This is a genomic window from Nonomuraea sp. NPDC050556 (assembly GCF_044457355.1).
Taxonomy (GTDB): domain Bacteria; phylum Actinomycetota; class Actinomycetes; order Streptosporangiales; family Streptosporangiaceae; genus Nonomuraea.
Map to the genome: position 1 here is coordinate 1,400,660 of NZ_JBITGU010000002.1, position 22,927 is coordinate 1,423,586.

Here is a 22,927-nt window from a genome sequence, read left to right on the forward strand (position 1 = left end):
CATGAAGACGCTGATCCGTACGGCAGTGACCGTCGTGACCCTCGCGACGGCCGCGGCCGCATGCACCTCTTCCCCGCCTCCCGTGGCAAAGAAGAGCACGCTCGACCTGAGCGACGTCCGCCTGGTTTCGTACAACAGCTGCGACGACCTGCTCTCCGGCCTGCGCGAGCACGCGGCCAAGAACGTCAGCGCCTGGGGCTTCGGCGGCGGACCCATCATGTACAAGATGGAGCGCGACACCCAGCAGCCCATGGCCACGGCCGACGACTCGGCCACCGGCAGAGCCCCCGACCACTCCACGACGAACGTGCACGAGGCCGGCGTCGACGAGCCCGACCTGGTCAAGACCGACGGCAACCGCATCATCACCGTCAACAAGGGCACGCTGCGGATCATCGACACCGCCACCAGGAAGGTCACCGCGTCGCTCAAGCTCATCAAGGACGCCAAGCTCGGCTGGTCACCCGCCGACCTGCTGGTGTCCGGCGACCGTGCGCTCGTCCTCTTCCAGGGCGGCGGCATGGACTTCGACGGCGTCGGCAAGCGCTTCGCTCCGTCGTACGGCCCGCAGTACGTCGTGGTGGACCTGGCCGGTGAGCCGAAGGTGCTGTCCACGATCAGCCCGCAGGGCTCGCACGTGGACGCCAGGATGGTCGGCTCGCAGATCAGGCTCGTGACGCGCAGCCAGCCGGACATCAGGTTCCCCGAGACCCGCGACCCGGTCTCGGACGAGGAGCGCAAGAAGGTCAACGCCGAGGTCGTACGGCAGGCGCCGCTGGACGCGTGGCTGCCCAAGATCCAGATCACCGACGCCTCGGGCACGGTGAAGAAGGACTCGGTCAAGTGCGAGCAGGTCAGCCACCCCGAGGACTACACCGGCACGTCGATGCTGACCGTGCACACGATCGACCTCAACCAGGGGATCACGGCTGAGGGCACCAACCCGATCAGCGTCGCGGCCGACGGCGACACCGTGTACGGCACCGGGACCAGCCTCTACGTGGCCAGCAACCCGCGCTGGTGGTTCCCCGTCCCGATCGACGTGGCCGTGGTGGACGACGCCCCGGTGGAGCCCACCTCCAAGCCGACCCTGTCGCCGTCGGGCGACGCCCCGGCCGTCGAGCCCACTCCCTCGGACCCGCCCACGCCGGTCATCCCGCCGGAGGAGACCGAGGTCCACCGGTTCGACATCGCCCAGCCGGGCGCGCCCCGCTACGTCGCGTCGGGCAAGGTGCCCGGCAGGCTGCTCAACCAGTACTCGCTGTCGGAGTACGACGGGAACCTGCGCATCGCCACCACGCTGGCCACCCAGAAGAGCAGCTCCAGCAGCGTCTACGTGCTCAAGGCCGACACCATGGCCAAGGTCGGCGAGGTCGGCGGCCTGGGCGAGGGCGAGCGCATCTACTCGGTGCGGTTCATCGGACCGGTCGGCTACTGCGTCACCTTCAAGCAGGTCGACCCGCTCTACACCCTCGACCTGCGCGACGCCACGGCGCCCAAGGTGACGGGCGAGCTGAAGATCACCGGTTACTCCGCCTACCTGCACCCCGCTGGGGACGGCAGGCTGATCGGGGTCGGCCAGGAGGCCAGCGAGAAGGGCAGGACGCTCGGCACGCAGGTCTCGCTGTTCGACGTCAGCGACCCGGCCAACCCGCGCAGGCTGTCGCAGATGTTCCAGAAGGACTCGGGCTCCGACGCCGAGTGGGACCCGCACGCGTTCCTCTACTGGCAGAAGACCGGCCTGTCGGTGATCCCGCTGAGCACCTACACCGCCAAGACCGGCGAGGCGGAGAGCGGCGCCGTCGCCCTGCGCATCACCGACTCCGGGGTGACCAAGCTCGGCATGATCAAGCACCCGAAGATCACCGCGAACAACTACACCTACGAGCCGAACATCCAGCGCTCGATGGTCATCGGCGACTCGCTGTGGACGATCTCCGAGGGCGGCATCCAGGTCAACGACGCCAACACCCTCGACAAGCAGGCGTGGATCCCGCTCGACTGACCTACTCGGACAGCTCGGCCACGATGTCCAGGTGGCCGGCGTGCCTGGCGTACTCCTGGAGCACGTGGAAGAGGATCCAGCTGAGTGACGGGGTCTCGCCCTCCTTGAAGCGAGGCCCCGCAGGTGCTCTTTCCGCAAGGTCGGCGGCGCCCACGATCTCGCGGGTGCGCCGGCCCTGCTCCAGCAGCAGGGCCTTCAGCTCGCCGTACGACTCCCCCGCCTGCCACTTCGTCTTGCCCGCGTCCCAGTCGCCCCAGGGGTCGGCGACCACCTCGCCACCGAAGCCCCACCGGATCCAGCGTTGCTCCATGTAGGCCAGGTGCTTGATCAGCTCCAGCGGCGTCCACCCGGAGGGCAGCACCGACTCGTCCGGCAGGCCGTCCGCCTTGCGCAGCACCTCGTCGCGGTAGTGGTCGAGGTAGCCGAGGAACAGCTCCTTCGGGTCGGACAGCTCGGTGGACGGTTCGTCGATCATGAATGCTCCGGTACGGGGACTATTTCCGGCGCGCCCAGCCTGATCGCGTCGGCTTCCTGGTCGGTGTCCTGCTCCTGCGACAGGCGCTCGGCCTCCACCCGCTTGGTGAAATACTCCACCTCACGCTTGACCTGGTCATCGTCCCACCCCAGCGGTTCCGCCAGCAGTTCGGCCGCCTCCTGCGCGACCCCGAGGCCGCGGTGGAAGGTCTCGATCGAGATGTGCGTGCGCCTGGTCAGCACGTCGTTGAGGTGCCTGGCCCCCTCGTGGGTGGCGGCGTAGACGATCTCGGCGCGCAGGTAGTCGTCGGCCCCGGTGAGCGGCCTGCCGAGCGACCTGTCGTCCTCGATCAGCTCCAGCACCTCCTCGATCAGCGAGCCGTACCGCTGGAGGAGGTGTTCGATCCTGGCGACGTGCAGGCCGCTGTCGTGGGCGAGGCGGTGCCTGGCGTTCCACAGCGCCTGGTAGCCCTCGGCCCCGGCGAGCGGGATCTGGTCGGTGCACGAGCGCGGGACGCGCTGGTCGAGGCCGTGCGCGACGGCGTCGACGGCGTCCTTGGCCATGACCCGGTAGGTGGTGTACTTGCCGCCCGCGATCATCACCAGCCCCGGCACCGGGTGCGCCACGACGTGCTCGCGCGACAGCTTGGAGGTTTCCTCGGACTCCCCGGAGAGCAGCGGCCTGAGCCCCGCGTAGACGCCCTCGACGTCGTCGCGGGTCAGCGGCACGGACAGCACGGCGTTGACGTGGTCGAGCAGGTAGTCAATGTCCACCCGCGACGCGGCCGGGTGCGCCTTGTCCAGGGTCCACTCGGTGTCGGTGGTGCCGATGATCCAGTGCCGCCCCCACGGGATCACGAAAAGCACAGATTTTTCGGTACGCAGGATGATTCCGGTCAGGGAGTGGATGCGGTCGCGCGGCACGACCAGGTGGATGCCCTTGGAGGCGCGCACGTGGATCTGGCCGCGCCCGCCGACGAGCTCCTGGATGTCGTCGGTCCACACGCCGGTCGCGTTGACGACCTGGCGGGCCCTGATGTCGATCTCACCGCCGTTCTCCAGGTCGCGCACGCGCACCCCGGTGACCCGCTCGCCCTCGCGCAGGAACCCCACGACCTGGGCGCGCTGCGCCACGTGCGCGCCGTAGCTCGCCGCCGTGCGCAGCATCGTCATCACGTAGCGCGCGTCGTCGACCTGGGCGTCCCAGTACTGCACGGCGCCGGTGAACGCCGTGCGCTTCAGCGCGGGCGCCAGCCGCAGCGCCCGGCTCCTGGACAGGTGCCGGTGCCCGGGGACGCCGCGGGTGAGCCCGGAGGCGAAGCCGAGCGTGTCGTAGAGCGCCACCCCGGCCCCCACATACGGACGCTCCCAGGCGTAGTGGGTCATCGGGAACAGGAACGGCACCGGACGCACCAGGTGCGGCGCCAGCCGCTGCAACAGCAGGGCACGCTCCTGCAGCGCCTCCCTGACCAGCTCGAAGTTGAGCTGCTCCAGGTAGCGCAGGCCGCCGTGGATGAGCTTGGAGGAGCGGGAGGAGGTACCGGAGGCGAAGTCGACGGCCTCCACCAGGCCGACGGACAGACCCCTGGTCGCCGCGTCGAGGCACACCCCCGCGCCGACCACGCCGCCGCCGACCACGATCACGTCGAGCTCCTGGGCCGCCATGCCCGCCAGCGCGGCCACCCGCTCCGCTGGACCAAGCCGGGCGCTGCCCATCTTCGCCGTCATAAAATCCCCCTGAGGTCTACGCCCTACTTACCCGGCGCCATGCGGGCATCACATCGAACATGTTCGCGGTCTTGGCCGGGTCGCGCTCCACCAGCTCGTCCAGGGTGTCGTCGATGCGCCGCATCAGCTCGGGCGCCAGCCGTACCCCACTGACGGCAGCGTTCTCGGCGACCTGCTCGGGCCGGGAGGCGCCGATGATCGCGCCGGACACGTTCGTGTTCTGCAGCACCCACGCCACGGCGAGCTGGGCCATCGTCAGCCCGGCCTCGTCGGCGATCGGCCGTAGTTTCTGCACCCTCTCCAGGACGGTGTCCGACATGTAGCGGCCGACGAACCTGGACCCGCGCTCGTCGCCCGCCCGGGAACCCGCGGGGAGCGCCTGGCCCGGCAGGTACTTTCCGGCCAGCACACCCTGCGCGACCGGCGAGAACACGATCTGGCCCAGCCCCAGGCGCTCGGACGCCGGGACGACCTCCTGCTCGATGACCCGCCACAACATGGAGTATTGCGGCTGGTTGGAGACCAGCGGCACGTCGAACTCGGCGGCCCTCTCTATTTGCGCGGCCGTCCATTCCGAGACGCCGACGTAGAGGATCTTGCCCTGCCGTACCAGGTCCGCGAAGGCGGACATGGTCTCTTCCAGCGGGGTCTCGTCGTCGAAGCGGTGCGCCTGGTAGAGGTCGACGTAGTCGGTGCCCAGGCGGCGCAGGGACGCGGCGCAGCTCTCGGCGATGTGCTTGCGCGACAGGCCGCGGTCGTTGGGGCCGTCGCCGGTCGGGAAGAACACCTTGGTGGCGATGACCAGCTCTTCGCGGCGGGTGCCCTTGAGCGCGCGGCCGAGGACCTCCTCCGCGCGGCCGCCGGAGTAGACGTCGGCGGTGTCGAAGGTCATGATCCCGGTGTCGAGCGCGGCCCTGACGCAGGCCTCCTGCGCGTCCTCGCCGATCTGGCCGTCCAGCGTGAGCCAGTTGCCGAAAACGATCTCACTGATCCTGAGCCCGCTGGCCCCCAGTGCCCGATATTCCATGTTCTGAGTCTCTCAGGCCCTGATGACCTTGATTCCCGCGTCGATGAGTTGCCCGGCCGCTTCGTCCGACAGCCGCTCGTCGGTCACCAGTGTGTCGATGGCCTCCAGCGGACAGATCCGCGCGAACGCCCGCTTGCCCACCTTGGACGAGTCCGCCACCACGACGACCTGCCCCGCGCGGCTCACCAGCAGGTTGTTGACGCTCGCCTCCCCCTCGTGATGCGCGGAGGCCCCCAGTTCCACGTCGATCGCATCCACCCCGAGGAACGCCACGTCGAGCGTCACCTGCTCCAGCACCCCCGACGCGAGGGGACCGATGAGCTCGTACGACTGCTGACGCGCCACCCCACCGGTGACCACGATCTTCACGTGCTGGCGGACGGTGAGCTCTGAGGCGATGTTGAGCGCGTTGGTCACGATCGTGAACCCGGACTCGAGGGTGGAGCGGGTCGCCAGCGTACGGGCCAGCTCCGACGTGGTGGTACCGCCGTTCATCCCCACCACTGCGCCGGGCGCGACCAGCTCGGCGGCCGCGGCCGCTATGCGATGCTTCTCGTCGGCATGCCTGGCCGTTTTGTACCGCAGGGGAAGATCGTAGGAGACGCTCTGCGAGACGGCGCCGCCTCGGGTGCGCATGAGCATTTGCTGCTGGGCGAGCTGGTCGAAGTCGCGGCGGATGGTGGCGGTGGACACGTCGAGGGATTCAGCGGCCTCCTCGACGGTGAGCCTGCCCTCTTGGGAGAGCAGCTCGAGAATCGCGTTCCACCGGTCGTAACGACTCACGAGTCCTCCTTGAGAGATCCATCCCGCCCAAGCCTGGCACACATCCCCCCAGATACCGCCTTCCCACCCTTCAGCCCCTGGTCCTGCTGTGGCCGGCCACATCCGGCAGTCCCCGACCGCACGCGGCTGGGCGCTCCTGCCTTGCCTCACCCCAAACCCTGCAGCCCCGACACATGACCGCGGCAATCTCATCCGGTGTTCCACGACGAGAGACCCTCGTCCGCATGGGCAGAACCCCAACGCGAGGTCGCGATCCTGCGCGTGGACCGTCTGGCCTGCCCGGAAGAGCAGTCGCGCTCGTCATCGGCTATTCCGTGACAGTGGGTGCCTTGACCAGACGCCACCCGCCGTTCACCATCGAGAAATCTGAGAAATTTGCTCGAAGGGACAAGCAAATGCAGCTGCGTTTCCTCGGCAGTACCTCCGATGGAGGGGCGTGCCCCAACCTGTACGAGACCGACCGCGGGACGTACCTGGTGCAGGGTGAGAAGGTCACCGACCCCGCAGCGCTCGCCACTCTCAGGGCTCGCGGCCTGCCCGATCACGAGACGGTCGTCGAGATCCCCCGCGAGCTCCTACGATTCGCTCCCCGCCCGGAAAGCGAAGCATGACCTTCGTCAGCGGCGACGGCTTCACCGCCCTGTTCCGCGACTTCACGCGTACGGCCTTCCGGCTGGAGGTGCGCGATCAGTATGACGCGCCCGACGAGGTAGAACGCTTCAGGAAGTTCCTGGCGGGCGAGGGCTACGACACCGCCTCCCGGCTTGCCGCCCCGTGGTGGCAGATGATCCACAAGGCCACCTCAGAGCAGGGCAAGCAGGTCCGCCGAGTGCGGGTCGTCACAGAACCCCACGGCGACTACACCAGGTACGCACTCGTCGGCGCCCGCATCAACCTCGACGGCGGCGAGGACATCCGCTACCTACCCAGAGACCGAGCACGCGAGATCGGCCTGCCCGAGCACGACTTCTGGCTCTTTGACGAGCGGCTCGTGGCGTGGATGCACTTCGACGACAACGGCGCCCTGACGTCGACAGAGCTCATTGAGGAGCCTGCCGTCGTGGAGCAGCACCTGGCCTGGCAGGCGCTCGCGTGGGAGCACGCCATCCCCTATGACGACTACATCCGATAGAAACAGCACGTGTCCGACGTCCACCAGGTCCGTGCAGCACTAGGCAAGCGACTCCGCGGCCTGCGCATCCGGGCAGGCATGTCCGGCAAGCAGCTCGCAGAGTCGCTCGGGTGGCCGCAGTCGAAGATCTCAAAGATCGAACTCGGCAACCAGACGCCGACGGCAGAGGACATCAACGCCTGGGCACACGCCTGCCGTGCTGACGCCAGCGCCTCCGACTTGCTGGGACTCCTCGCCAACCTGGAAACCCTTTACGCCGAATGGCAGCGGATCCTCAGGGCCGGCACCGGCAAACGACAGCAGACCTATCAGGAGCTCGAGGCGGCGACCCGTACGCTGCGGGTGTTCGAGTCCATGCTGATTCCCGGCCTGCTGCAGACGCCGGACTACGCGCGCGCCCGGCTGGCCGAGAACATCAAGACGTGGGGCGGAGCCGACGACCTCGACGCAGGTGTGCGGGAGCGGATGCGGCGGCAGGAGATCCTCTATGACTCGGGCCGGAACTTCTATTTCATCCTCACCGAAGGCGCACTGCGCACTCTGCTGTGCCCGGCCCGAGTGATGGCGGGCCAGTTGGAGCGGCTGGTGGCGTTGTCGTTGATGGACACGCTCCGGCTGGGAGTCATCCCCTTTACGACAATGCTCCCCGTCAGCCCCAAGCACGGCTTCTGGATCTACGACGATCGCCTCGCGACTGCGGAAACAATCACGGCCGAGCTCCACCTCTCACAGCCTGACGAGGTCGCGCACTATCGACGCGTGTTCGACGCCCTGTCGGGGGTGGCCCACTACGACAGAGACGCCAGGCGGATCATCACGCGGGCGCTGGAGGATCTGACCAGCCGCGACGCCTGAGAAATCGCAAGAAATTTTCTTCACGGCGGGTCGGCAGGCTCCTACCGTCCGGGTCGTGGCCATCCCCGACTGGTGCGGCACGCGATGACAACCCCTGCGCTCCGACAGGCCGATCACGTGATCGCCCGCCTCCACGTGGATGGCCTGTTCCACCTGGAGAAGGACGGCCGGATGTCCAGGCGAGGCTGGGCACCTTCCAATACCTATGACGTGCGACTGCTGGACATGCTCATCGCCCTCCTGAACGGCCGTGACGACACCTTCGCGTTCACTGCCGAGGAACTGGAGATCGCGCGTGCTGCGGGGATGAACGAGGAGACCCTGCGCCAGGAACTGCGTCGCGAGGCGTTTTCCCTCTATATCAAGTCCCTGGTGTAGCCCAGATGCGATCGTCACCTGTCGGCGTTCACCCAGGAGCGGCTCATCCCAGTTGACGCTCACACACGGAGGCTGCGCGTCAGCCTGCCCACACGATCTCGTAAACCCGGATCAGCTCCGCATCCTCATCCACGAGGAACCGCATGATCCCGACAGCACCGAATGTCGTCTCTCGGTAGTCCGAACGCCCCGGGTAGAGCGCTGACGCATCCCACGGTTCGTCGACTAGCGTCGCCGACCGCTCCACCAACGCTGCGAGCGCGTCTGACGGGAAATTGCCCAGCTTCGCCAGAGCCGACGATTCGAGTTTGATTCGATAGCTCACCCCTGGCGGCCCTGATGCCTCAAGAGGCGCTGCTGGAACTCGGGAAGTACATCCTCCAGGTAGGCGCCACCGTCGCCAGCGGCCAGCTCCGCCTCGATCTCTTCCGGTGTCCGGTCGAAGTCAGGGTCGCGGGCATACATCCTGGCCTTCAACGACCACAGATGCAGCAGCTCATGCAGACGGTGGAAGTTCTCCGGCTGGCGTGCCGCCTCCCACGCCTGCCTGTACAGGAAGAGGAAGTGTTCCCGCTTTGCCGGCGGCAGCGCGTCCAGGATCACGGCCGGGTCGTACGCCGGTGGCTCCTCAACAGGCTCCGCGCTCATGACCTCAGCGTATCGCGGCGGCCTTCCGAGGCTGCCAGATTCGACTCGCTCGCGCCCCGAGGGCTGGGATTTCACCAGGAGGAGCATCCGAAAGAAAGCACGAGCGTTCACCAGCGCCTCTGGCCAGATAACCCCCTGCGAACGGCCACTGCCAGAGGTGACCAGCCCGAGCGGGACCGAGGGCGGGTGGGTGGGTGGGCGGAGGGCGGGCAGGCGGCAAGCGCAGCATGGAAGGAAGGGGTTGGGGCTTGGGAGGGGTATGCACAAATGTGCGTTGTTCTGGTATAAAAAGTGCAGAAACAATCAATCACGGGGAGGTAAGCGGTGACCACTCACACCGAAGCCGAGATCGCGTCACAGCCCGCCTGCTGGCGTCGCGCCGTCGAGAACATCCCGACCGACGCGTTGCCCCAGCCAGGTGAGCGCGTGGCCGTAGTCGGCTGCGGCACGTCGTGGTTCATCGCCATGGCCTACGCCACCCTCAGGGAGCAGGCGGGTCTCGGCGAGACCGATGCCTTCGCCGCCTCCGAGGCCCCGGTCGGCAGGCCGTACGACAGGATCCTGGCGCTCAGCCGTTCCGGCACCACGACCGAGGTCCTCGAGCTGCTCAGCAAGGCCACCACCAGGACCACGGCCATCACCGCCGACCCGAAGACGCCGATCATGAACCTGGCCAAGGACGTGATCGTGCTCGACTACGCCGACGAGCAGTCGGTGGTGCAGACGCGGTTCGCCACCACGCAGCTCGCTCTTCTCCGGGCCAGTCTGGGTGAGGACCTTACGCAGGCGATCGCCGATGCCGAGGATGCCCTCACCGCGCCACTAGTCGGAGTAGACGCGGAGCAGTTCAGTTTCCTCGGCGCGGGCTGGTCGAACGGGCTGGCGCAGGAAGCGGCGCTCAAGATGCGCGAGGCGTCCAGGTCGTGGACCGAGGCGTACCCGGCGATGGAATACCGGCACGGCCCGATCAGCATCGCCGGACCCGGCCGTGTCACCTGGATGCTCGGCACCGCCCCGGAAGGCCTGCGCGAGCAGGTGGAAGTCACCGGCGGCACGTTCGTCGAGAGCGCCAGGGACCCGATGGCCGAGCTGGTTCTCGCCCAGCGGGTGGCGGTCGCGCGCGCGTTCGCCCGCGGTCTCAACCCCGACGAGCCCCTTCACCTCACGCGATCTGTGATCCTTTCTTCATGAGTCTCACTCTCGTCGACGCCAGGATCGTGACCCCGGAAGGGGTGCACGAGGGCTGGCTGACCATCGAAGACGGCCGCATCACGCACGTCGGCCACGGACCCGCCCCCCGCCCCGGCCACAGCCTGGGCGGGCGGCACGTCGTGCCCGGCTTCGTCGACATCCACAACCACGGCGGAGCGGGCGGGTCGTTCCCGACCGGCGACCAGGCGAGCGCGCGCGACGCCATCGCCCTGCACCAGCAGCACGGCACGACGACGATGGTGGCGAGCCTCGTCACCCAGTCGGTCGACGACCTGGCGCGCGCGACCTCCTCGCTGGCCGACCTGTGCGACGACGAGCTGCTCGCGGGCATCCACTTCGAAGGTCCGTACATCTCGAAGGCGCGGTGCGGCGCGCACAACCCGTCCTTGCTGCGCGAGCCGTCCCCCGGTGAGTTCAAGGGCCTGCTGAAAGCAGGCCGGGGGCACGTGCGCATGCTGACGATCGCGACCGAGCTTCCCGGCGCTCTCGACACGATCCGTACGGCTGTCGCCGAGGGTGTGATCGCGGCCCTCGGGCACAGCGACGCCTCCTACGAGCAGACGCTGGACGGCATCGAGGCGGGCGCCACGGTCGCCACTCACCTTTACAACGCGATGCCCTCGCTCGGCCACCGCGCCCCAGGTCCGATCGCGGCGCTGCTGGAGGACGAGCGGGTCACGGTCGAGCTGATCAACGACGGCGTGCACGTGCACCCGGCGATGCTCAAACTCGCCTACGAGGTCGCGGGCGCCGGCAGGACCGCGCTGATCACCGACGCGATGGCCGCCACCGGCATGGGCGACGGCACCTACGTGCTCGGCACCATGCAGGTTAACGTGTCGGACGGCGTGGCCAGGCTGGTCGAGGGCGGTTCGATCGCGGGCAGCACACTAACGATGGACGTGGCGTTCCGGCGCAGCGTCCAGGAGGTCGGCCTGTCGCTGCCCGAGGCGGTGACCGTCGCGTCGCTGACTCCGGCCCGCGTGCTGGGCCTGGACGAGCGCATCGGCTCGATCGCGGTCGGCAAGGTCGCCGACCTGGTCGTGCTCGACAATTCCCTGCAGGTAAGTGGCGTCATGAAGCGTGGCGCCTGGATCACGGAGCCTTGATGATCGTCACCGTCACGCTGAACGCCGCTCTCGACGTCACCTACCAGGTGGGCGACGTCGACTGGAACGGCGTCAACCGCGTCCAGACGGTGCACAGGCGCGCGGGCGGCAAGGGGATCAACGTCGCCCGCGTTCTGGCCGCCCTGGGGCAGGAGGTCCTGGTGACCGGGCTCGCGGGCGGCCCGACCGGCCAGGCGATCGAGGCCGACCTCGACACCGCCGGACTCCCCCACGACCTGACCCCGGTGGCGCAGGACTCCCGCACGACGCTCGTCGTCTCCGACAGCCCCAGAACAGCCCTGTTCAACGAGCCGGGCCCGCACGTGACCCCCGATGAACTCGACCGCTTTATCCGAAATTTCGTAGCAAAAGCCGCACGAGCGCAGGCCGTCGTCATCTCGGGAAGCCTCCCCCGAGGCGTCCCCTCCGACTTCTACGGCACGCTGGCCGCGATGAGCCCCGCCCCCGTCATCATCGACGCCGACGGCGAACCGCTCAGAAACGCCCCCAAGGGCAAACCCGCCCTCATCAAGCCCAACGCGGAAGAACTCTCGCGAGCCGTACCCGACGGCACCCCCGAGGAGGGCGCGCAGGCCCTGCGCCACGAGGGTGCCGGGGCCGTCGTGGTGTCCATGGGCGCCGACGGCCTGCTCGCGGTGACCGCCGACGGCGTGTTCCGCGCCCGCATGCCGTACACCGTCGAGGGCAACCCCACCGGCGCTGGCGACTCGCTGGTGGCCGGGCTCGCGCTCGGACTGGTCGAGGGTACGGCGTGGCCGGAAACCCTCCGCCGGGCGGCGGCACTGGGCGCGGCGGCCGTGGCAGCGCCGGTCGCCGGAGACTTCGACCGCGCCCTCTATGCCGAGATCCACCCCCATATCGTGATCGTCTGAAGGAGCCCTCCATGCCTCTCGTCGGTATCGGCGAAATCGTCGGCAACGCCCGGAACGGGGTCGGCGCGTTCAATGTGATCCAGCTCGAGCACGCCACGGCGATCGTCGCGGGCGCCGAGGCGCTGGACCTGCCGGTGGTGCTGCAGATCAGCGAGAACTGCGTGCGCTACCACGGCGCGCTGGCCCCCATCGCGCTGGCGTCCCTGGCCGTCGCGCGCGTCTCGACGGTGCCGGTCGCCGTGCACCTCGACCACGCCACCGACCGCGCGCTGGTCGAGGAGGCCGTCGAGCTGGGCCTGGGCTCCGTGATGTTCGACGCCTCCGCGCTGCCCGACGAGGAGAACGTCCGGCAGACCGCCTCGGTTGTCGAGTTCTGCCACGAGCGCGGCGTATGGGTGGAAGCCGAGCTGGGCGAGGTCGGCGGCAAGGACGGCGTGCACGCGCCAGGCGTCCGCACCAAGCCGCACGAAGCGGTCGACTACGTGGCGCGCACCGGCGTGGACGCGCTGGCCGTGGCCGTGGGCAGCTCGCACGCCATGACCACCCGCGACGCCGTGCTCGACCTGCCGCTCATCGCCGAGCTGCACGCGGCGGTCCCGGTGCCGCTGGTCCTGCACGGCTCCTCCGGGGTGCCCGACGAGACGTTGCGCGCAGCCGTACGGCAGGGCATGAAGAAGATCAACATCGCCACACACCTGAACAAGGCGTTCACCGGCGCCGTCCGTGAATACCTGTCACAGGACGAGAAGGTGGTCGACTCACGCAAGTACATGCGGGCCGGACGCGACGCGGTCACCCGCGAGGTCACCCACCTGCTGGGGATCCTAACCGGCTGAGCAGCCGCTCGGCCTGCCGGTGGAAGGTGCCCGGCGGGTTGCGCGGCCCCTCGGGCGACAGCATGAAGAACCACATGAGCGCGTGCAGGCGGCGGCACTCGCTCATGCGCCGTTCCTCCGCCGGGGTGAGGTCGACGTGCGCGGCGATGTCGACCTCCCACATCGAGACGTGTTCCGCGACCTCGGACAGCTCGAAGGCCCGGTCGCTGCGCCCGGACTCCTCGAAGTCGATGATCCGCACCCGCTCGCCGTCCCAGAGGAAGTTCTCCAGGTTCCCGTCACCCGCGCCGAACACCGGCGTGACCTCCTCGGGCGGCTTCCACGACTGCAACCACGCGGCGCCCTCGGCCGCCGCGTGATCGGCCAGCGGGTCCCTCGGCTCCCAGCCCGCACCCCACTCGGCCACCTGCCGCCTGAGCTGCTCCAGATGCCAGGGCCTCAGCGGTTGTACGGCGAGCACGTCGGCGGGCACCGAGGAGTGGAGCCTGTCGAGCGCCCGGACGATCTCCGAGGCCGGTGCGCCGACATTTCCGTCGAGGCGGGACATGGCAACCATCGCGCCATCGGTGCCGATCGGCTCCGGCACCAGGTCGGGCGCGTACTGCGCCAGCAGGGTCAGCGCGTGCCACTCCCGCTCCGGCTGGCCGTCCAGCTCTCCGACGAACCGCTTGTAGACCACGTCGCCGCTGATCTCGATTTGGTGCGTACTCACCAGGGCAGCGCCCTTCCGTCGCGGAAGAAACCGCCGGTCGGGCCGTTGTCCGGCAGGTCGACCGCCCACAGGACGCTCGCCGCCCCGTCCGACACCGGCCGCCCACCGGGGCCGCCCATGTCGGTGGCCACCCAGCCGGGACAGACCGCGTTCACCAGCATCCCGGGCAGCTCGGCCGCCAGCATCCTCGTCAGCGCGTTCAGCGCCGTCTTCGACACGGTGTAGGCGGGCGTGCCGCCGCCCATGCTCGCCAGCGACCCCGCCTCGCTGGAGACGTTCACCACGCGCGGGCTGCGCGACTTCTGGAGCAGCCCGAGCATGGCCTGCGTGACCCGCCAGGCGCCGAGCAGGTTCGTCTCCAGCGCCTCGCGCACCACGCCGAGGTCGGCATCGGTCGCGCGCTGCCACGTGTCGTAGTGGATGGCGGCGTTGTTGACCAGCACGTCGAGCCGCCCGAACCGGTCAGCGAGCTCCGCCGCCAGCGTGTCGGCCCCGGCGGTGACGTCCAGCCGCCTGACCAGCACGTCGCCGTCGATCGCGGGCACGCGGCCCGGGTCCCTGGCGGTCACCACGACCGTGTCGCCCCGGCGCGCCAGCTGCCTGGCCACCTCCAGCCCGATCCCTCGGTTGGCCCCGGTGACAAGTACCACCCTGTCCACGCCCGTACCCCCGATCACCAGTAGTCCTACAGATGGCATCGACGCCACCGCGGACCAGGATCGCACTTACCGAAACCCGCTGAAGGAGCACCACTTGCGCAAGCACCCCAACGTCATCAAGCCGATCCGGTCCGTACCGCGTCCGCGTCCGCTTCCCAAGCCGGGCGCCAAGCGGTGACCGGACAGAAAAGGGCCGCCATCCGGCGGCCCTTTCCCATTTCCACGGTCAGCGCTGCTGAGGTGCGACGACGACCTCGACCCGCTGGAACTCCTTGATGTCGGAGTAGCCCGTGGAGGCCATCGTGCGCTTGAGCGCGCCCATGAGGTTCATCGAACCGTCGGCCACGGACGAGGGCCCGTGCAGGATCTCCGCCAGCGTGCCCACCGTGCCGAACTCCACGCGACGCCCGCGCGGCAGGTCGGGGTGGTGCGCCTCGGAGCCCCAGTGGAACCCGTGCCCAGGCGCCTCGGACGCGCGGGCCAGCGGCGAGCCGACCATCACCGCGTCGGCTCCGCACGCGATCGCCTTGGCGATGTCGCCGGAGGTGCCCATGCCGCCGTCGGCGATGACGTGCACGTAGCGGCCACCGGACTCGTCCATGTAGTCGCGGCGCGCGGCCGCGACGTCGGAGATCGCCGTGGCCATCGGCACCGCGACGCCCATCACGCTGCGCGTGGTGTGCGAGGCGCCCCCGCCGAACCCGACCAGCACGCCGGCCGCGCCCGTGCGCATGAGGTGCAGCGCCGCCGTGTAGGTGGCGCACCCGCCGACGATCACCGGGACGTCGAGCTCGTAGATGAACTGCTTGAGGTTCAACGGCTCTGCCCGGCCGGACACGTGCTCGGCCGAGACCGTCGTGCCGCGGATGACGAAGATGTCGACCCCGGCGTCAATGACCGTCTTGTGGTACTGCACCGTGCGCTGCGGCGACAGCCGTACGGCCGTCGTCACCCCGGCCGCGCGGATCTCCTCGATCCTGCGCCCGATCAGCTCCTCCTTGATCGGCGCCGAGTAGATCTCCTGCAGCCGCTTGGTCGCCGCCTCCTGGTCGAGGGAAGCGCACTCCTCCAGCAGCGGCGACGGGTCCTCGTACCGCGTCCACAGCCCCTCGAGGTCGAGCGGCGCCAGGCCACCGAGCCTGCCGATCTCGATGGCGGTAGCCGGCGACACGACGCTGTCCATCGGGGCGACGACCACGGGCAGCTCGAAGCGGTACGCGTCGATCTGCCAGGTGATCGAGACCTCCTCCGAGTCACGGGTACGCCGAGAGGGGACGAGGGCGATCTCGTCCAGTGCGTAGGCCCGACGCCCTGTCTTGCCGCGGCCGATCTCCACCTGAGTCATGACTTACCTTCTGTGATAGTTGGGCGCTTCGACCGTCATCTGGATGTCGTGCGGGTGGCTCTCCTTGAGGCCCGCGGCAGTGATCGGCATGAGTTCGCAGTCGGAGTGCATCTGCGGGATCGTGCGGCAGCCCGCGTACCACATGCCCTGGCGAAGACCGCCGACGAGCTGGTGGGCGACGGCCGCGACCGGGCCGCGGTAGGGCACCTGGCCCTCGATGCCCTCGGGGATGTACTTGTCCTCGCCGCCGACGTCGGCCTGGGCGTACCTGTCCTTGCTGAAGGAGGTGCCGCCGCGCTCGCGGTTGCGCACCGCGCCCAGCGACCCCATGCCCCGGTAGGACTTGAACTGCTTGCCGTTGATGAAGATCAGCTCGCCGGGCGACTCCTCGCATCCGGCAAGCAGCGAACCGAGCATCACGGTGTCCGCGCCGGCCGCGATGGCCTTGACGATGTCTCCCGAGTACTGCAGGCCGCCGTCGCCGATCACCGGCACCCCGGCGGGACCGCAGGCGAGCGAGGCCTGGTAGATCGCGGTGACCTGCGGCGCGCCGACGCCGGCCACGACGCGGGTGGTGCAGATGGAGCCTGGGCCGACGCCGACCTTGACCGCGTCGGTGCCCGCGTCCACGAGCATCTGGGCGCCCTTGCGGGTGGCGATGTTGCCGCCGATCACGTCGACCCGGCTGTTGGCCTTGATCTTGGCGACCATGTCGGCCAGGCCCTTGGAGTGGCCGTGCGCGACGTCCACGACGATCGCGTCGACGCCCGCGTCGATCAGCGCCTTGGCCCGCTCCTCCGCGTCGCCGCCGACGCCGATCGCGGCGCCCACCACGAGGCGGCCGTCGGCGTCCTTGGTCGCGAGGGGGTATTGCTCGCTCTTCGTGAAGTCCTTGACCGTGATGAGGCCGCGCAGCCTGCCGTTGCCGTCGACCAGGGGCAGCTTCTCGATCTTGTTCTGCTTGAGCAGCGTGAACGCGTCGTCGCGGGAGACCCCGACCGGCGCGGTGACCAGCGGCATCTTCGTCATGACCTCGCGGACGGGACGCGACTGGTCGGTCTCGAAGCGCATGTCGCGGTTGGTGACGATGCCGACCAGGATGCCGGTCGTGTCGGTGACCGGGACGCCGGAGATGCGGTAGGTCGCGCACAGCCGCTCGACGTCGGCGAGCGTGTCGTCGGGGGTGCACGTCACCGGGTTGGTGACCATGCCGGCCTCGGAGCGCTTGACCAGGTCGGCCTGCTGGGCCTGCTCCTCGACGGAGAGGTTGCGGTGCAGGATGCCGATGCCGCCCTGGCGGGCCATGGCGACCGCCATGCGCGCCTCGGTGACGGTGTCCATGGCGGCCGAGACCAGCGGGATGGAGAGCGTGATGCCCTTCGACAGCCGCGAGGCGGTGTCGGCCTCACCCGGTTGCAGGTCGGAGTAGGCCGGAACCAGCAGCACGTCGTCGAATGTGAGACCAGTCTCGGTGAACTTGGACATGCTGGCATTCCCCTCCGGATTTTTGGGTGACCCCGGAGGTCAAGTTTAGGGCAGCGGTCCAATCGAACAGGTTCCGGGAGGACGATGACCCCCACGGACCGCCGTCCTCCACCCGGCAACCAAAAGAGCCGGGGGATCGGTCGGTCGGTGATCCGCCCGATCCCCCGGCCACCGGCACCTCCGTGAGGCGCTTACGCCACCGAACCCCCCTCCGCGTCCTGATGGCCGCGTTACTCACTTCTGATGCCGACGCTGGGTCAAGCCTGCGTCACGCGCTGGCACATCGCAATGTGAAAACGTGCAATTGCACGAAGTTGCACAACCTGCCGACCAGTCGGCGCAAGGGCCGGACAGCGCAGGAATGCCGGGTTATCCTCGCGGCACGCCCGTGTCCCCTCTACGGAGCACAGCACATGCGCAACGACTCCCCGACCCTGTCCGACCCCCTTGAGACGTTGGGCCTGGACCCGGCCCAGACCGCTCTCTACACGGCGGTCCTGCGTCTGCACAGGGCAACCCTCGCCGAGCTCGCCGAGGCCATGGACGGCCCCGCCGACAAGGTGAGCCGACAGCTCGACGACCTCGTCAGGCTAGGCGTCGTCGACGAGCACTCAGGCGAGTACCTCGCCAGACATCCCGCCGCCGCGCTCGGCAGGCTCATCGCGGAGCGCCTCGACCGGCTCGCCGAGGAGAGCCGGCGCATCGACTCCGCGCTCGGCTCGATCAGGAGCCTGATCCGCGACTACGACGCGGGACGCGACTACCAGAACGGGCCGTTCCCCGTCGAGCTGGTGAGCGGGGCCGACGTGCTCTACGAGAGCGTCGTCGGCATCGCCGTACAGTCGCCGCGCATGGAGGTGCTCACCGCCATCCCCGACGACCGCACGATGCTCGACTTCGCCCGTAAATACGCTGACCAGTGGATCGACGCGCAGCGGCGCGACCTGCTGACCTTCCGCGCGGTGATCCCCGTCTCGACGCTGCCGCTGCCCGGGGTGCGCGACCAGCTCTCGCGGCTCATGGAGACGGGCGGGCGGGTGCGCACCCTCGACAGGGTGCCAAGCTGGTTCCTCACGGCGGGCGCCGGGGCGGCCGGGCTGCCTGCGCAGTGGGGCGGGAACCTGCCCGACCACGCCTACAACTTCTACCTGATCAGGGCGCCGATCGTGGTGGGGGTGATGCGGTCGCTGTTCGAGGAGCTCTGGGGGCGGGCCGTACCTCTGCCCTGGGGGCGGCGGGGCGACGGCATGGTCCAGGTGATCAGGCTCGCGGCGCAGGGGATGTGCGACGAGTCGATCGCGCGGCAGCTCGGGGTCTCCGTGCGCACCGTGCGCGCGCGGTTCGCGGACGCCATGGCCGAGCTGGGGGCGCAGTCGCGTTTCCACGCCGGAGTCGAGGCCGCGCGGCGCGGCTGGCTGGGCCAGTAGAGGCTCGTTCGGTCGGGGTGTGGCATATCTGTGCCCTGAACCGGATCGGTCACTATGGTGGAATGGTGCTGGAAGACGTCCCCCGCGACCCGTTCGCGGACGATCCGAACGATCCCACCTCGGCGATGGGCGAACTCGACGACGCGGAACCGCTCACGGCGGCGGAACGCGACGAGGCCATCACCGACCTAGCCGACGTGGAGGTCTTCCGTTCCCTGCTCGAACCGCAGGGCGTGCTCGGCCTCGTGCTCGACTGCCCTGAGTGCGGCGAGCAGCACTTCTTCGACTGGGAGCTGCTCCGCGGCAACCTGCGCCAGATGATCGAGAAGGGCCTGCCCCAGGTGCACGAGCCCGCGTTCCACCCGGACCCGACCGACTACGTCAGCTGGGAGTACGCCAGGGGCTACGTGGACGGCGTCATCGACACCGAGGAACGCCGCTAACCGTTCCTAGAAAGCCCCTGACCGGCGGCGGTCAGTGACATCGTCCGTCAGGACGGACAGGAGGCGGGCCGCGGGATCGCCGCAGCCGGACGCCTCCCCTCTCGACAACGCGTCGAGAAGGGCATCGGTCGCCGCGATCTCGAACAGGTCATTCAGGTCTTCATCCTGCGTCAAGCCGACTCCAGCTCGGCCATCTGCCTCAGTCTCGCCAACGCCCTGTGCTGGGCGACGCGGACAGCACCCGGTGACATACCCAGTACATTACCGGTCTCCTCGGCCGACAGACCCGACACCACTCGCAGCAGGAGCAGTTCGCGCTGGTTGTCCGGCAGCCTGGACAGCAGCCGCCGGGCGTGCTCGACCTCTATGTAGTGGACCACCGTCTCCTCGGGCCCCGGACGTTCGTCCGGTCCGTCGGGGAGGTCCTGGGTGGGTACGGCGGAGCGTACGGAACTCCGCAGCGCGTCCGCCACCTTGTGGGAGGCGATCCCGAACACGAAGGACGCGAACGGCCTGCCCATATCCCGGTATCTGGGCAAAGCGGACAAAACCGCTATGCACACCTCTTGTGCCACATCGTCGGCAATATGATATTGCCCAGAAACCCTGCCCAGCCGGGCGCGGCAATAGCGCACGACCATGGGACGCAACTCGCCCAGCAAGGATTCGATCGCACTGCGATCCCCCTGCACGGCGAGGCTCGTCAGTTCTCTAAGGTCGGAGTCATCCGCTCGTACCGGAAGTCTCGACGCGAGCCTTACCCCAGATTTGGCGTCGGCGACGCTTCCCTCGCTCACGATAGGCATGATGCCCGCACTGATCGGGCCTGTCGTCATAGCGAACGGCTACGGATTGGTCACATTGAGGAGACGATAACGGGTTGTAATCGACTGACAACACTAAGGGTTAATCGGTGACAGTTTATTTCACCCGATAACCCTAAATGCACGACAAATGTCAGACGCCTAGACGCTTTACCGACACGTTTGGTTTACCGGCCAAAACACTTTCCCTCCCCAGGCGCCTACAAACTTACCCACAAGCAACACATTCCCCCCTCCTGCCTCAGATCTGACGTTCCGGCCCACGCCGTAACCTTTCCGGCCCACGCTCCGGGGGCTTCTCGCGGCTCGCGTGTGGACCGCTCCTGGACCGCTTGCGTGTCGATCCCAGGCCGCTTCCGGGCGCTTCCGGGCCGCTCGTGGAACGCTTGTGGAACGCGCCAAATCGCCGTCAGCGCCCTCGTGGGGCGCGGGCCATCCCTGTGGACCGATCCAGCGCCCCGGGCTTCCTGTGGCCACCCCAGCCGCCCGACGGCCCTGTTGTAACAGCGAGGACCCCGTGAGCCCTCACGACCTCCGGGCACAGACGGCCACCCACGACGGCGGGCGGGAGTCCGTGGCCTGCCGTACCCCCAAAAGGACCTTGAACGCAAAAACGGCCCGCACCCCGTCGAAAAGGGGTGCGGGCCGTCAGAGACTCGCCCAGGTCAGTGACCGTGGCCGTGACCGTGGCCGGCGCCAGCGGCGGGCGCCTCGTCCTCGGGCTTGTCCACGACCAGCACCTCGGTCGTCAGCAGCATGCCCGCGATCGAAGCCGCGTTCTGCACCGCAGACCGGGTGACCTTGACCGGGTCGATGACGCCCTGCGCCACCAGGTCGCCGTACTCGCCGGTAGCGGCGTTGAGGCCGTGACCGGCGGGCAGCTCGGCCACCTTGTGCGTGACGACGTAGCCCTCGAGCCCGGCGTTCTCGGCGATCCAGCGGGCCGGCTCGACCAGCGCGCGGCGGACGACGCCCACGCCAGTGGCCTCGTCACCCGTCAGGCCGAGGTCGTCCAGGTCCTTGCCCACGTGGATCAGCGCGGAGCCACCGCCGGAGACGATGCCCTCCTCGATCGCGGCGCGCGTCGCGGAGATCGCGTCCTCGAGGCGGTGCTTCTTCTCCTTGAGCTCCACCTCGGTGGCGGCACCCACGCGCAGCACGCAGACGCCACCGGCCAGCTTCGCCAGGCGCTCCTGCAGCTTCTCGCGGTCCCAGTCGGAGTCGGACTGCTCGATGGCGGTCTTGATCTCCTTGACCCGGTCCTCGATCGCGCTCGCGTCACCGGCACCGTCGACGATGGTCGTGGTGTCCTTGGTGACGACGATACGGCGGGCCGTGCCGAGCACCTCGAGGCCGACGTGCTCCAGCTTGAGGCCGATCTCCTCGCTGACGACCTGGCCACCGGTGAGGATGGCGATGTCCTGCAGCATGGCCTTGCGGCGGTCACCGAAGCCCGGGGCCTTGACGGCCACGGAGGTGAAGGTGCCGCGGATCTTGTTCGTGACGAGTACGGCGAGGGCCTCGCCCTCGACGTCCTCGGCCACCACGAACAGCGGCTTCTTGGTCTGGGCGACCTTCTCGAGCAGCGGCAGGAAGTCCGCGATCGAGGAGATCTTGCCCTGGGTGAGCAGGATGTAGGAGTCCTCGAGGACGGCCTCCATCCGCTCCGGGTCCGTGACCATGTAGGCCGACAGGTAACCCTTGTCGAACTGCATGCCCTCGGTGAACTCGAGCTCCATGCCCATGGCGTTGGACTCTTCGACGGTGAGGACGCCGTCCTTGCCCACCTTGTCGAACGCCTCGGCGATCAGCTCGCCGATCTTCGAGTCCTGCGCGGAGATCGTCGCGACGTTGGCGATCTCCTTCTTGTCACCGACCTCGCGCGCGCTGGCGAGCAGCTTGTCGCTGATCGCCTTGGCGGCCAGGTCGATGCCGCGCTTCAGCGACAGCGGGGACGCGCCGGCGGCCACGTTGCGCAGACCTTCGCGGACCATGGCCTGGGCCAGGACGGTCGCGGTCGTCGTGCCGTCGCCGGCGACGTCGTTGGTCTTGGTCGCGACTTCCTTGGCGAGCTGGGCGCCGAGGTTCTCGTAGCGCTCCTCCAGCTCGATCTCGCGAGCGATGGTGACACCGTCGTTGGTGATCGTCGGCGCACCGAACTTCTTGTCGATGACCACGTTGCGGCCGCGGGGGCCAAGGGTCACCTTGACGGCGTCAGCGAGAGCGTTGACGCCGCGTTCGAGGGCGCGGCGGGCGTCCTCGTCGAACTCCAGGATCTTCGGCATTGAAAGTCCTCTCCAGGCGTCGAAAGCCCCGGGCGCGGTTAGGCGCACCCGGGGCTCGACACGGCTCTACTTCTCGATGATCGCGAGAACGTCGCGGGCGGAGAGCACGAGGTACTCCTCGCCGCCGTACTTGACCTCGGTGCCGCCGTACTTGCTGTAGAGGACTACGTCGCCTACGGCAACGTCGAGCGGAATCCGCTTGTCCCCGTCCTCGTCCCAGTTGCCCGGGCCAACAGCGAGAACGCGCCCCTCCTGGGGCTTCTCCTTGGCCGTGTCAGGAATGACCAGGCCGGAAGCGGTGGTCTGCTCGGCCTCAAGCGGCTGGACCACAATGCGGTCGCCGAGCGGCTTAACGGGAACCTTGGTGGCGGTCGTCACGATCGGACCTCCCCTTCAGATTTGAATGATCTAGAAGAGGCGACCAGCGGGGCCTGCCGTCGCGGGTGTCAGACCTGCCTCGTCGCACGTTGGCACTCTCAAGGGGAGAGTGCCAACAGGAAACATATGCAAGAGGGGCTTGACAGTCAACACGAACGCGTCCGGAGCGCTCCGCTCTAAGCGATCAGCCGAACCCAACACCCCCGCAAGACCCCCCACCACCACCCGATTCCCCCACGAACCCCCACCCCCGACATCCCACCCAAACCCCAACCCCAAAGCCAACCTC

General features: G+C 68.6%; 25 protein-coding genes. 11 read left to right on the forward strand and 14 right to left on the reverse strand.

What is annotated here, in order from left to right:
• Position 1: 1 nt before the first annotated feature.
• Positions 2-2,005, forward strand: a complete 2,004-nt coding sequence (locus ACIBG8_RS24550) for a beta-propeller domain-containing protein (protein WP_397345256.1) — start codon at positions 2-4, stop codon at positions 2,003-2,005.
• A gap of 1 nt (position 2,006) precedes the next feature.
• Here the strand turns inward: ACIBG8_RS24550 and ACIBG8_RS24555 are convergent, their stop codons facing one another.
• From ACIBG8_RS24555 to ACIBG8_RS24570, 4 genes are read right to left on the reverse strand one after another with little or no spacing between them, the layout of a single operon-like run.
• Positions 2,007-2,480, reverse strand: a complete 474-nt coding sequence (locus ACIBG8_RS24555; protein ID WP_397345257.1) for a DUF664 domain-containing protein — start codon at positions 2,478-2,480, stop codon at positions 2,007-2,009.
• The gene (locus ACIBG8_RS24560) at positions 2,477-4,207 is read right to left on the reverse strand and encodes a glycerol-3-phosphate dehydrogenase/oxidase (protein WP_397345258.1); all 1,731 of its coding nucleotides are present in this window, start codon (positions 4,205-4,207) and stop codon (positions 2,477-2,479) included. The genes ACIBG8_RS24555 and ACIBG8_RS24560 overlap by 4 nt, the downstream gene beginning before the upstream one ends.
• Positions 4,208-4,223: 16 nt before the next feature.
• Positions 4,224-5,234, reverse strand: coding sequence for an aldo/keto reductase family protein (locus ACIBG8_RS24565; protein ID WP_397345259.1), 1,011 nt, complete (start codon positions 5,232-5,234; stop codon positions 4,224-4,226).
• A gap of 12 nt (positions 5,235-5,246) precedes the next feature.
• Positions 5,247-6,017 (reverse strand): DeoR/GlpR family DNA-binding transcription regulator, encoded by a 771-nt coding sequence (locus tag ACIBG8_RS24570; protein ID WP_397345260.1) that lies wholly within the window; start codon positions 6,015-6,017, stop codon positions 5,247-5,249.
• A 395-nt stretch (positions 6,018-6,412) separates the two neighbouring features.
• Here ACIBG8_RS24570 and ACIBG8_RS24575 point away from each other — a divergent pair, with 395 nt between their 5' ends.
• The 4 genes from ACIBG8_RS24575 to ACIBG8_RS24590 all read left to right on the forward strand — a co-directional run bounded on the left by ACIBG8_RS24575 (position 6,413) and on the right by ACIBG8_RS24590 (position 8,382).
• The gene (locus ACIBG8_RS24575; RefSeq protein ID WP_397345261.1) at positions 6,413-6,628 is read left to right on the forward strand and encodes a hypothetical protein; all 216 of its coding nucleotides are present in this window, start codon (positions 6,413-6,415) and stop codon (positions 6,626-6,628) included.
• A complete protein-coding gene (locus tag ACIBG8_RS24580) occupies positions 6,625-7,149 on the forward strand; it encodes a DUF6879 family protein (RefSeq protein WP_397345262.1) in 525 nt (174 codons plus the stop codon). Before ACIBG8_RS24575 ends, ACIBG8_RS24580 begins: the two co-directional genes overlap by 4 nt.
• 9 nt (positions 7,150-7,158) lie before the next feature.
• Complete coding sequence (locus ACIBG8_RS24585) at positions 7,159-8,004, forward strand: helix-turn-helix domain-containing protein (protein ID WP_397345263.1); 846 nt, start codon at positions 7,159-7,161, stop codon at positions 8,002-8,004.
• Positions 8,005-8,121: 117 nt separating this feature from the next.
• Positions 8,122-8,382: a hypothetical protein gene (locus ACIBG8_RS24590; protein WP_397345264.1), complete on the forward strand. Its 261-nt coding sequence runs from the start codon at positions 8,122-8,124 to the stop codon at positions 8,380-8,382.
• Positions 8,383-8,461: 79 nt separating this feature from the next.
• Here the strand turns inward: ACIBG8_RS24590 and ACIBG8_RS24595 are convergent, their stop codons facing one another.
• Both ACIBG8_RS24595 and ACIBG8_RS24600 read right to left on the reverse strand, forming a co-directional pair.
• Positions 8,462-8,707: a hypothetical protein gene (locus ACIBG8_RS24595; protein WP_397345265.1), complete on the reverse strand. Its 246-nt coding sequence runs from the start codon at positions 8,705-8,707 to the stop codon at positions 8,462-8,464.
• Positions 8,704-9,030 carry a DUF6247 family protein gene (locus ACIBG8_RS24600; RefSeq protein WP_397345266.1) on the reverse strand — a complete coding sequence of 109 codons (327 nt, stop codon included), beginning with the start codon at positions 9,028-9,030 and terminating at the stop codon, positions 8,704-8,706. Before ACIBG8_RS24600 ends, ACIBG8_RS24595 begins: the two co-directional genes overlap by 4 nt.
• 324 nt (positions 9,031-9,354) lie before the next feature.
• On the opposite strand from ACIBG8_RS24600, the gene ACIBG8_RS24605 reads away from it, so the two are divergent.
• From ACIBG8_RS24605 to ACIBG8_RS24620, 4 genes are read left to right on the forward strand one after another with little or no spacing between them, the layout of a single operon-like run.
• Positions 9,355-10,221, forward strand: a complete 867-nt coding sequence (locus ACIBG8_RS24605; protein ID WP_397345267.1) for an SIS domain-containing protein — start codon at positions 9,355-9,357, stop codon at positions 10,219-10,221.
• The gene (gene nagA, locus ACIBG8_RS24610) at positions 10,218-11,351 is read left to right on the forward strand and encodes an N-acetylglucosamine-6-phosphate deacetylase (RefSeq protein WP_397345268.1); all 1,134 of its coding nucleotides are present in this window, start codon (positions 10,218-10,220) and stop codon (positions 11,349-11,351) included. The genes ACIBG8_RS24605 and nagA overlap by 4 nt, the downstream gene beginning before the upstream one ends.
• Positions 11,351-12,244, forward strand: coding sequence for a 1-phosphofructokinase family hexose kinase (locus ACIBG8_RS24615; protein WP_397345269.1), 894 nt, complete (start codon positions 11,351-11,353; stop codon positions 12,242-12,244). Before nagA ends, ACIBG8_RS24615 begins: the two co-directional genes overlap by 1 nt.
• An 11-nt stretch (positions 12,245-12,255) precedes the next feature.
• The gene (locus ACIBG8_RS24620; protein WP_397345270.1) at positions 12,256-13,080 is read left to right on the forward strand and encodes a ketose-bisphosphate aldolase; all 825 of its coding nucleotides are present in this window, start codon (positions 12,256-12,258) and stop codon (positions 13,078-13,080) included.
• Here ACIBG8_RS24620 and ACIBG8_RS24625 read toward each other — a convergent pair.
• From ACIBG8_RS24625 to guaB, 4 genes are all read right to left on the reverse strand, one after another.
• Positions 13,049-13,792, reverse strand: coding sequence for a phosphotransferase family protein (locus ACIBG8_RS24625; protein WP_397345271.1), 744 nt, complete (start codon positions 13,790-13,792; stop codon positions 13,049-13,051). The two genes, ACIBG8_RS24620 and ACIBG8_RS24625, sit on opposite strands and share 32 nt — an antisense overlap.
• Positions 13,789-14,451 (reverse strand): SDR family NAD(P)-dependent oxidoreductase, encoded by a 663-nt coding sequence (locus tag ACIBG8_RS24630; protein ID WP_397345272.1) that lies wholly within the window; start codon positions 14,449-14,451, stop codon positions 13,789-13,791. The genes ACIBG8_RS24625 and ACIBG8_RS24630 overlap by 4 nt, the downstream gene beginning before the upstream one ends.
• Before the next feature lie 226 nt (positions 14,452-14,677).
• Positions 14,678-15,796: a GuaB3 family IMP dehydrogenase-related protein gene (locus tag ACIBG8_RS24635; protein ID WP_397345273.1), complete on the reverse strand. Its 1,119-nt coding sequence runs from the start codon at positions 15,794-15,796 to the stop codon at positions 14,678-14,680.
• 3 nt (positions 15,797-15,799) lie between these two features.
• The gene (gene guaB / locus ACIBG8_RS24640) at positions 15,800-17,281 is read right to left on the reverse strand and encodes an IMP dehydrogenase (RefSeq protein WP_397345274.1); all 1,482 of its coding nucleotides are present in this window, start codon (positions 17,279-17,281) and stop codon (positions 15,800-15,802) included.
• Positions 17,282-17,694: 413 nt separating this feature from the next.
• Here guaB and ACIBG8_RS24645 point away from each other — a divergent pair, with 413 nt between their 5' ends.
• Together ACIBG8_RS24645 and ACIBG8_RS24650 are read left to right on the forward strand one after the other, a co-directional pair.
• Positions 17,695-18,708, forward strand: coding sequence for a helix-turn-helix domain-containing protein (locus ACIBG8_RS24645; protein WP_397345275.1), 1,014 nt, complete (start codon positions 17,695-17,697; stop codon positions 18,706-18,708).
• Between the two features lie 65 nt (positions 18,709-18,773).
• On the forward strand, positions 18,774-19,151 hold the full coding sequence (locus ACIBG8_RS24650) for a DUF5319 domain-containing protein (protein WP_397346173.1): 378 nt from the start codon (positions 18,774-18,776) through the stop codon (positions 19,149-19,151).
• A gap of 6 nt (positions 19,152-19,157) precedes the next feature.
• On the opposite strand, the gene ACIBG8_RS24655 is transcribed toward ACIBG8_RS24650, so the two are convergent.
• The 4 genes from ACIBG8_RS24655 to groES form a co-directional block, all read right to left on the reverse strand.
• Positions 19,158-19,325 (reverse strand): hypothetical protein, encoded by a 168-nt coding sequence (locus tag ACIBG8_RS24655; protein ID WP_397345276.1) that lies wholly within the window; start codon positions 19,323-19,325, stop codon positions 19,158-19,160.
• On the reverse strand, positions 19,322-19,957 hold the full coding sequence (locus ACIBG8_RS24660; protein ID WP_397346174.1) for a sigma-70 family RNA polymerase sigma factor: 636 nt from the start codon (positions 19,955-19,957) through the stop codon (positions 19,322-19,324). Before ACIBG8_RS24660 ends, ACIBG8_RS24655 begins: the two co-directional genes overlap by 4 nt.
• Before the next feature lie 683 nt (positions 19,958-20,640).
• Entirely contained in the window at positions 20,641-22,260 is a 1,620-nt protein-coding gene (gene groL / locus ACIBG8_RS24665; RefSeq protein ID WP_397345277.1) for a chaperonin GroEL, read from the reverse strand.
• A 66-nt stretch (positions 22,261-22,326) separates the two neighbouring features.
• Positions 22,327-22,641, reverse strand: a complete 315-nt coding sequence (gene groES / locus ACIBG8_RS24670) for a co-chaperone GroES (RefSeq protein ID WP_397346175.1) — start codon at positions 22,639-22,641, stop codon at positions 22,327-22,329.
• Between the last annotated feature and the right edge of the window lie 286 nt (positions 22,642-22,927).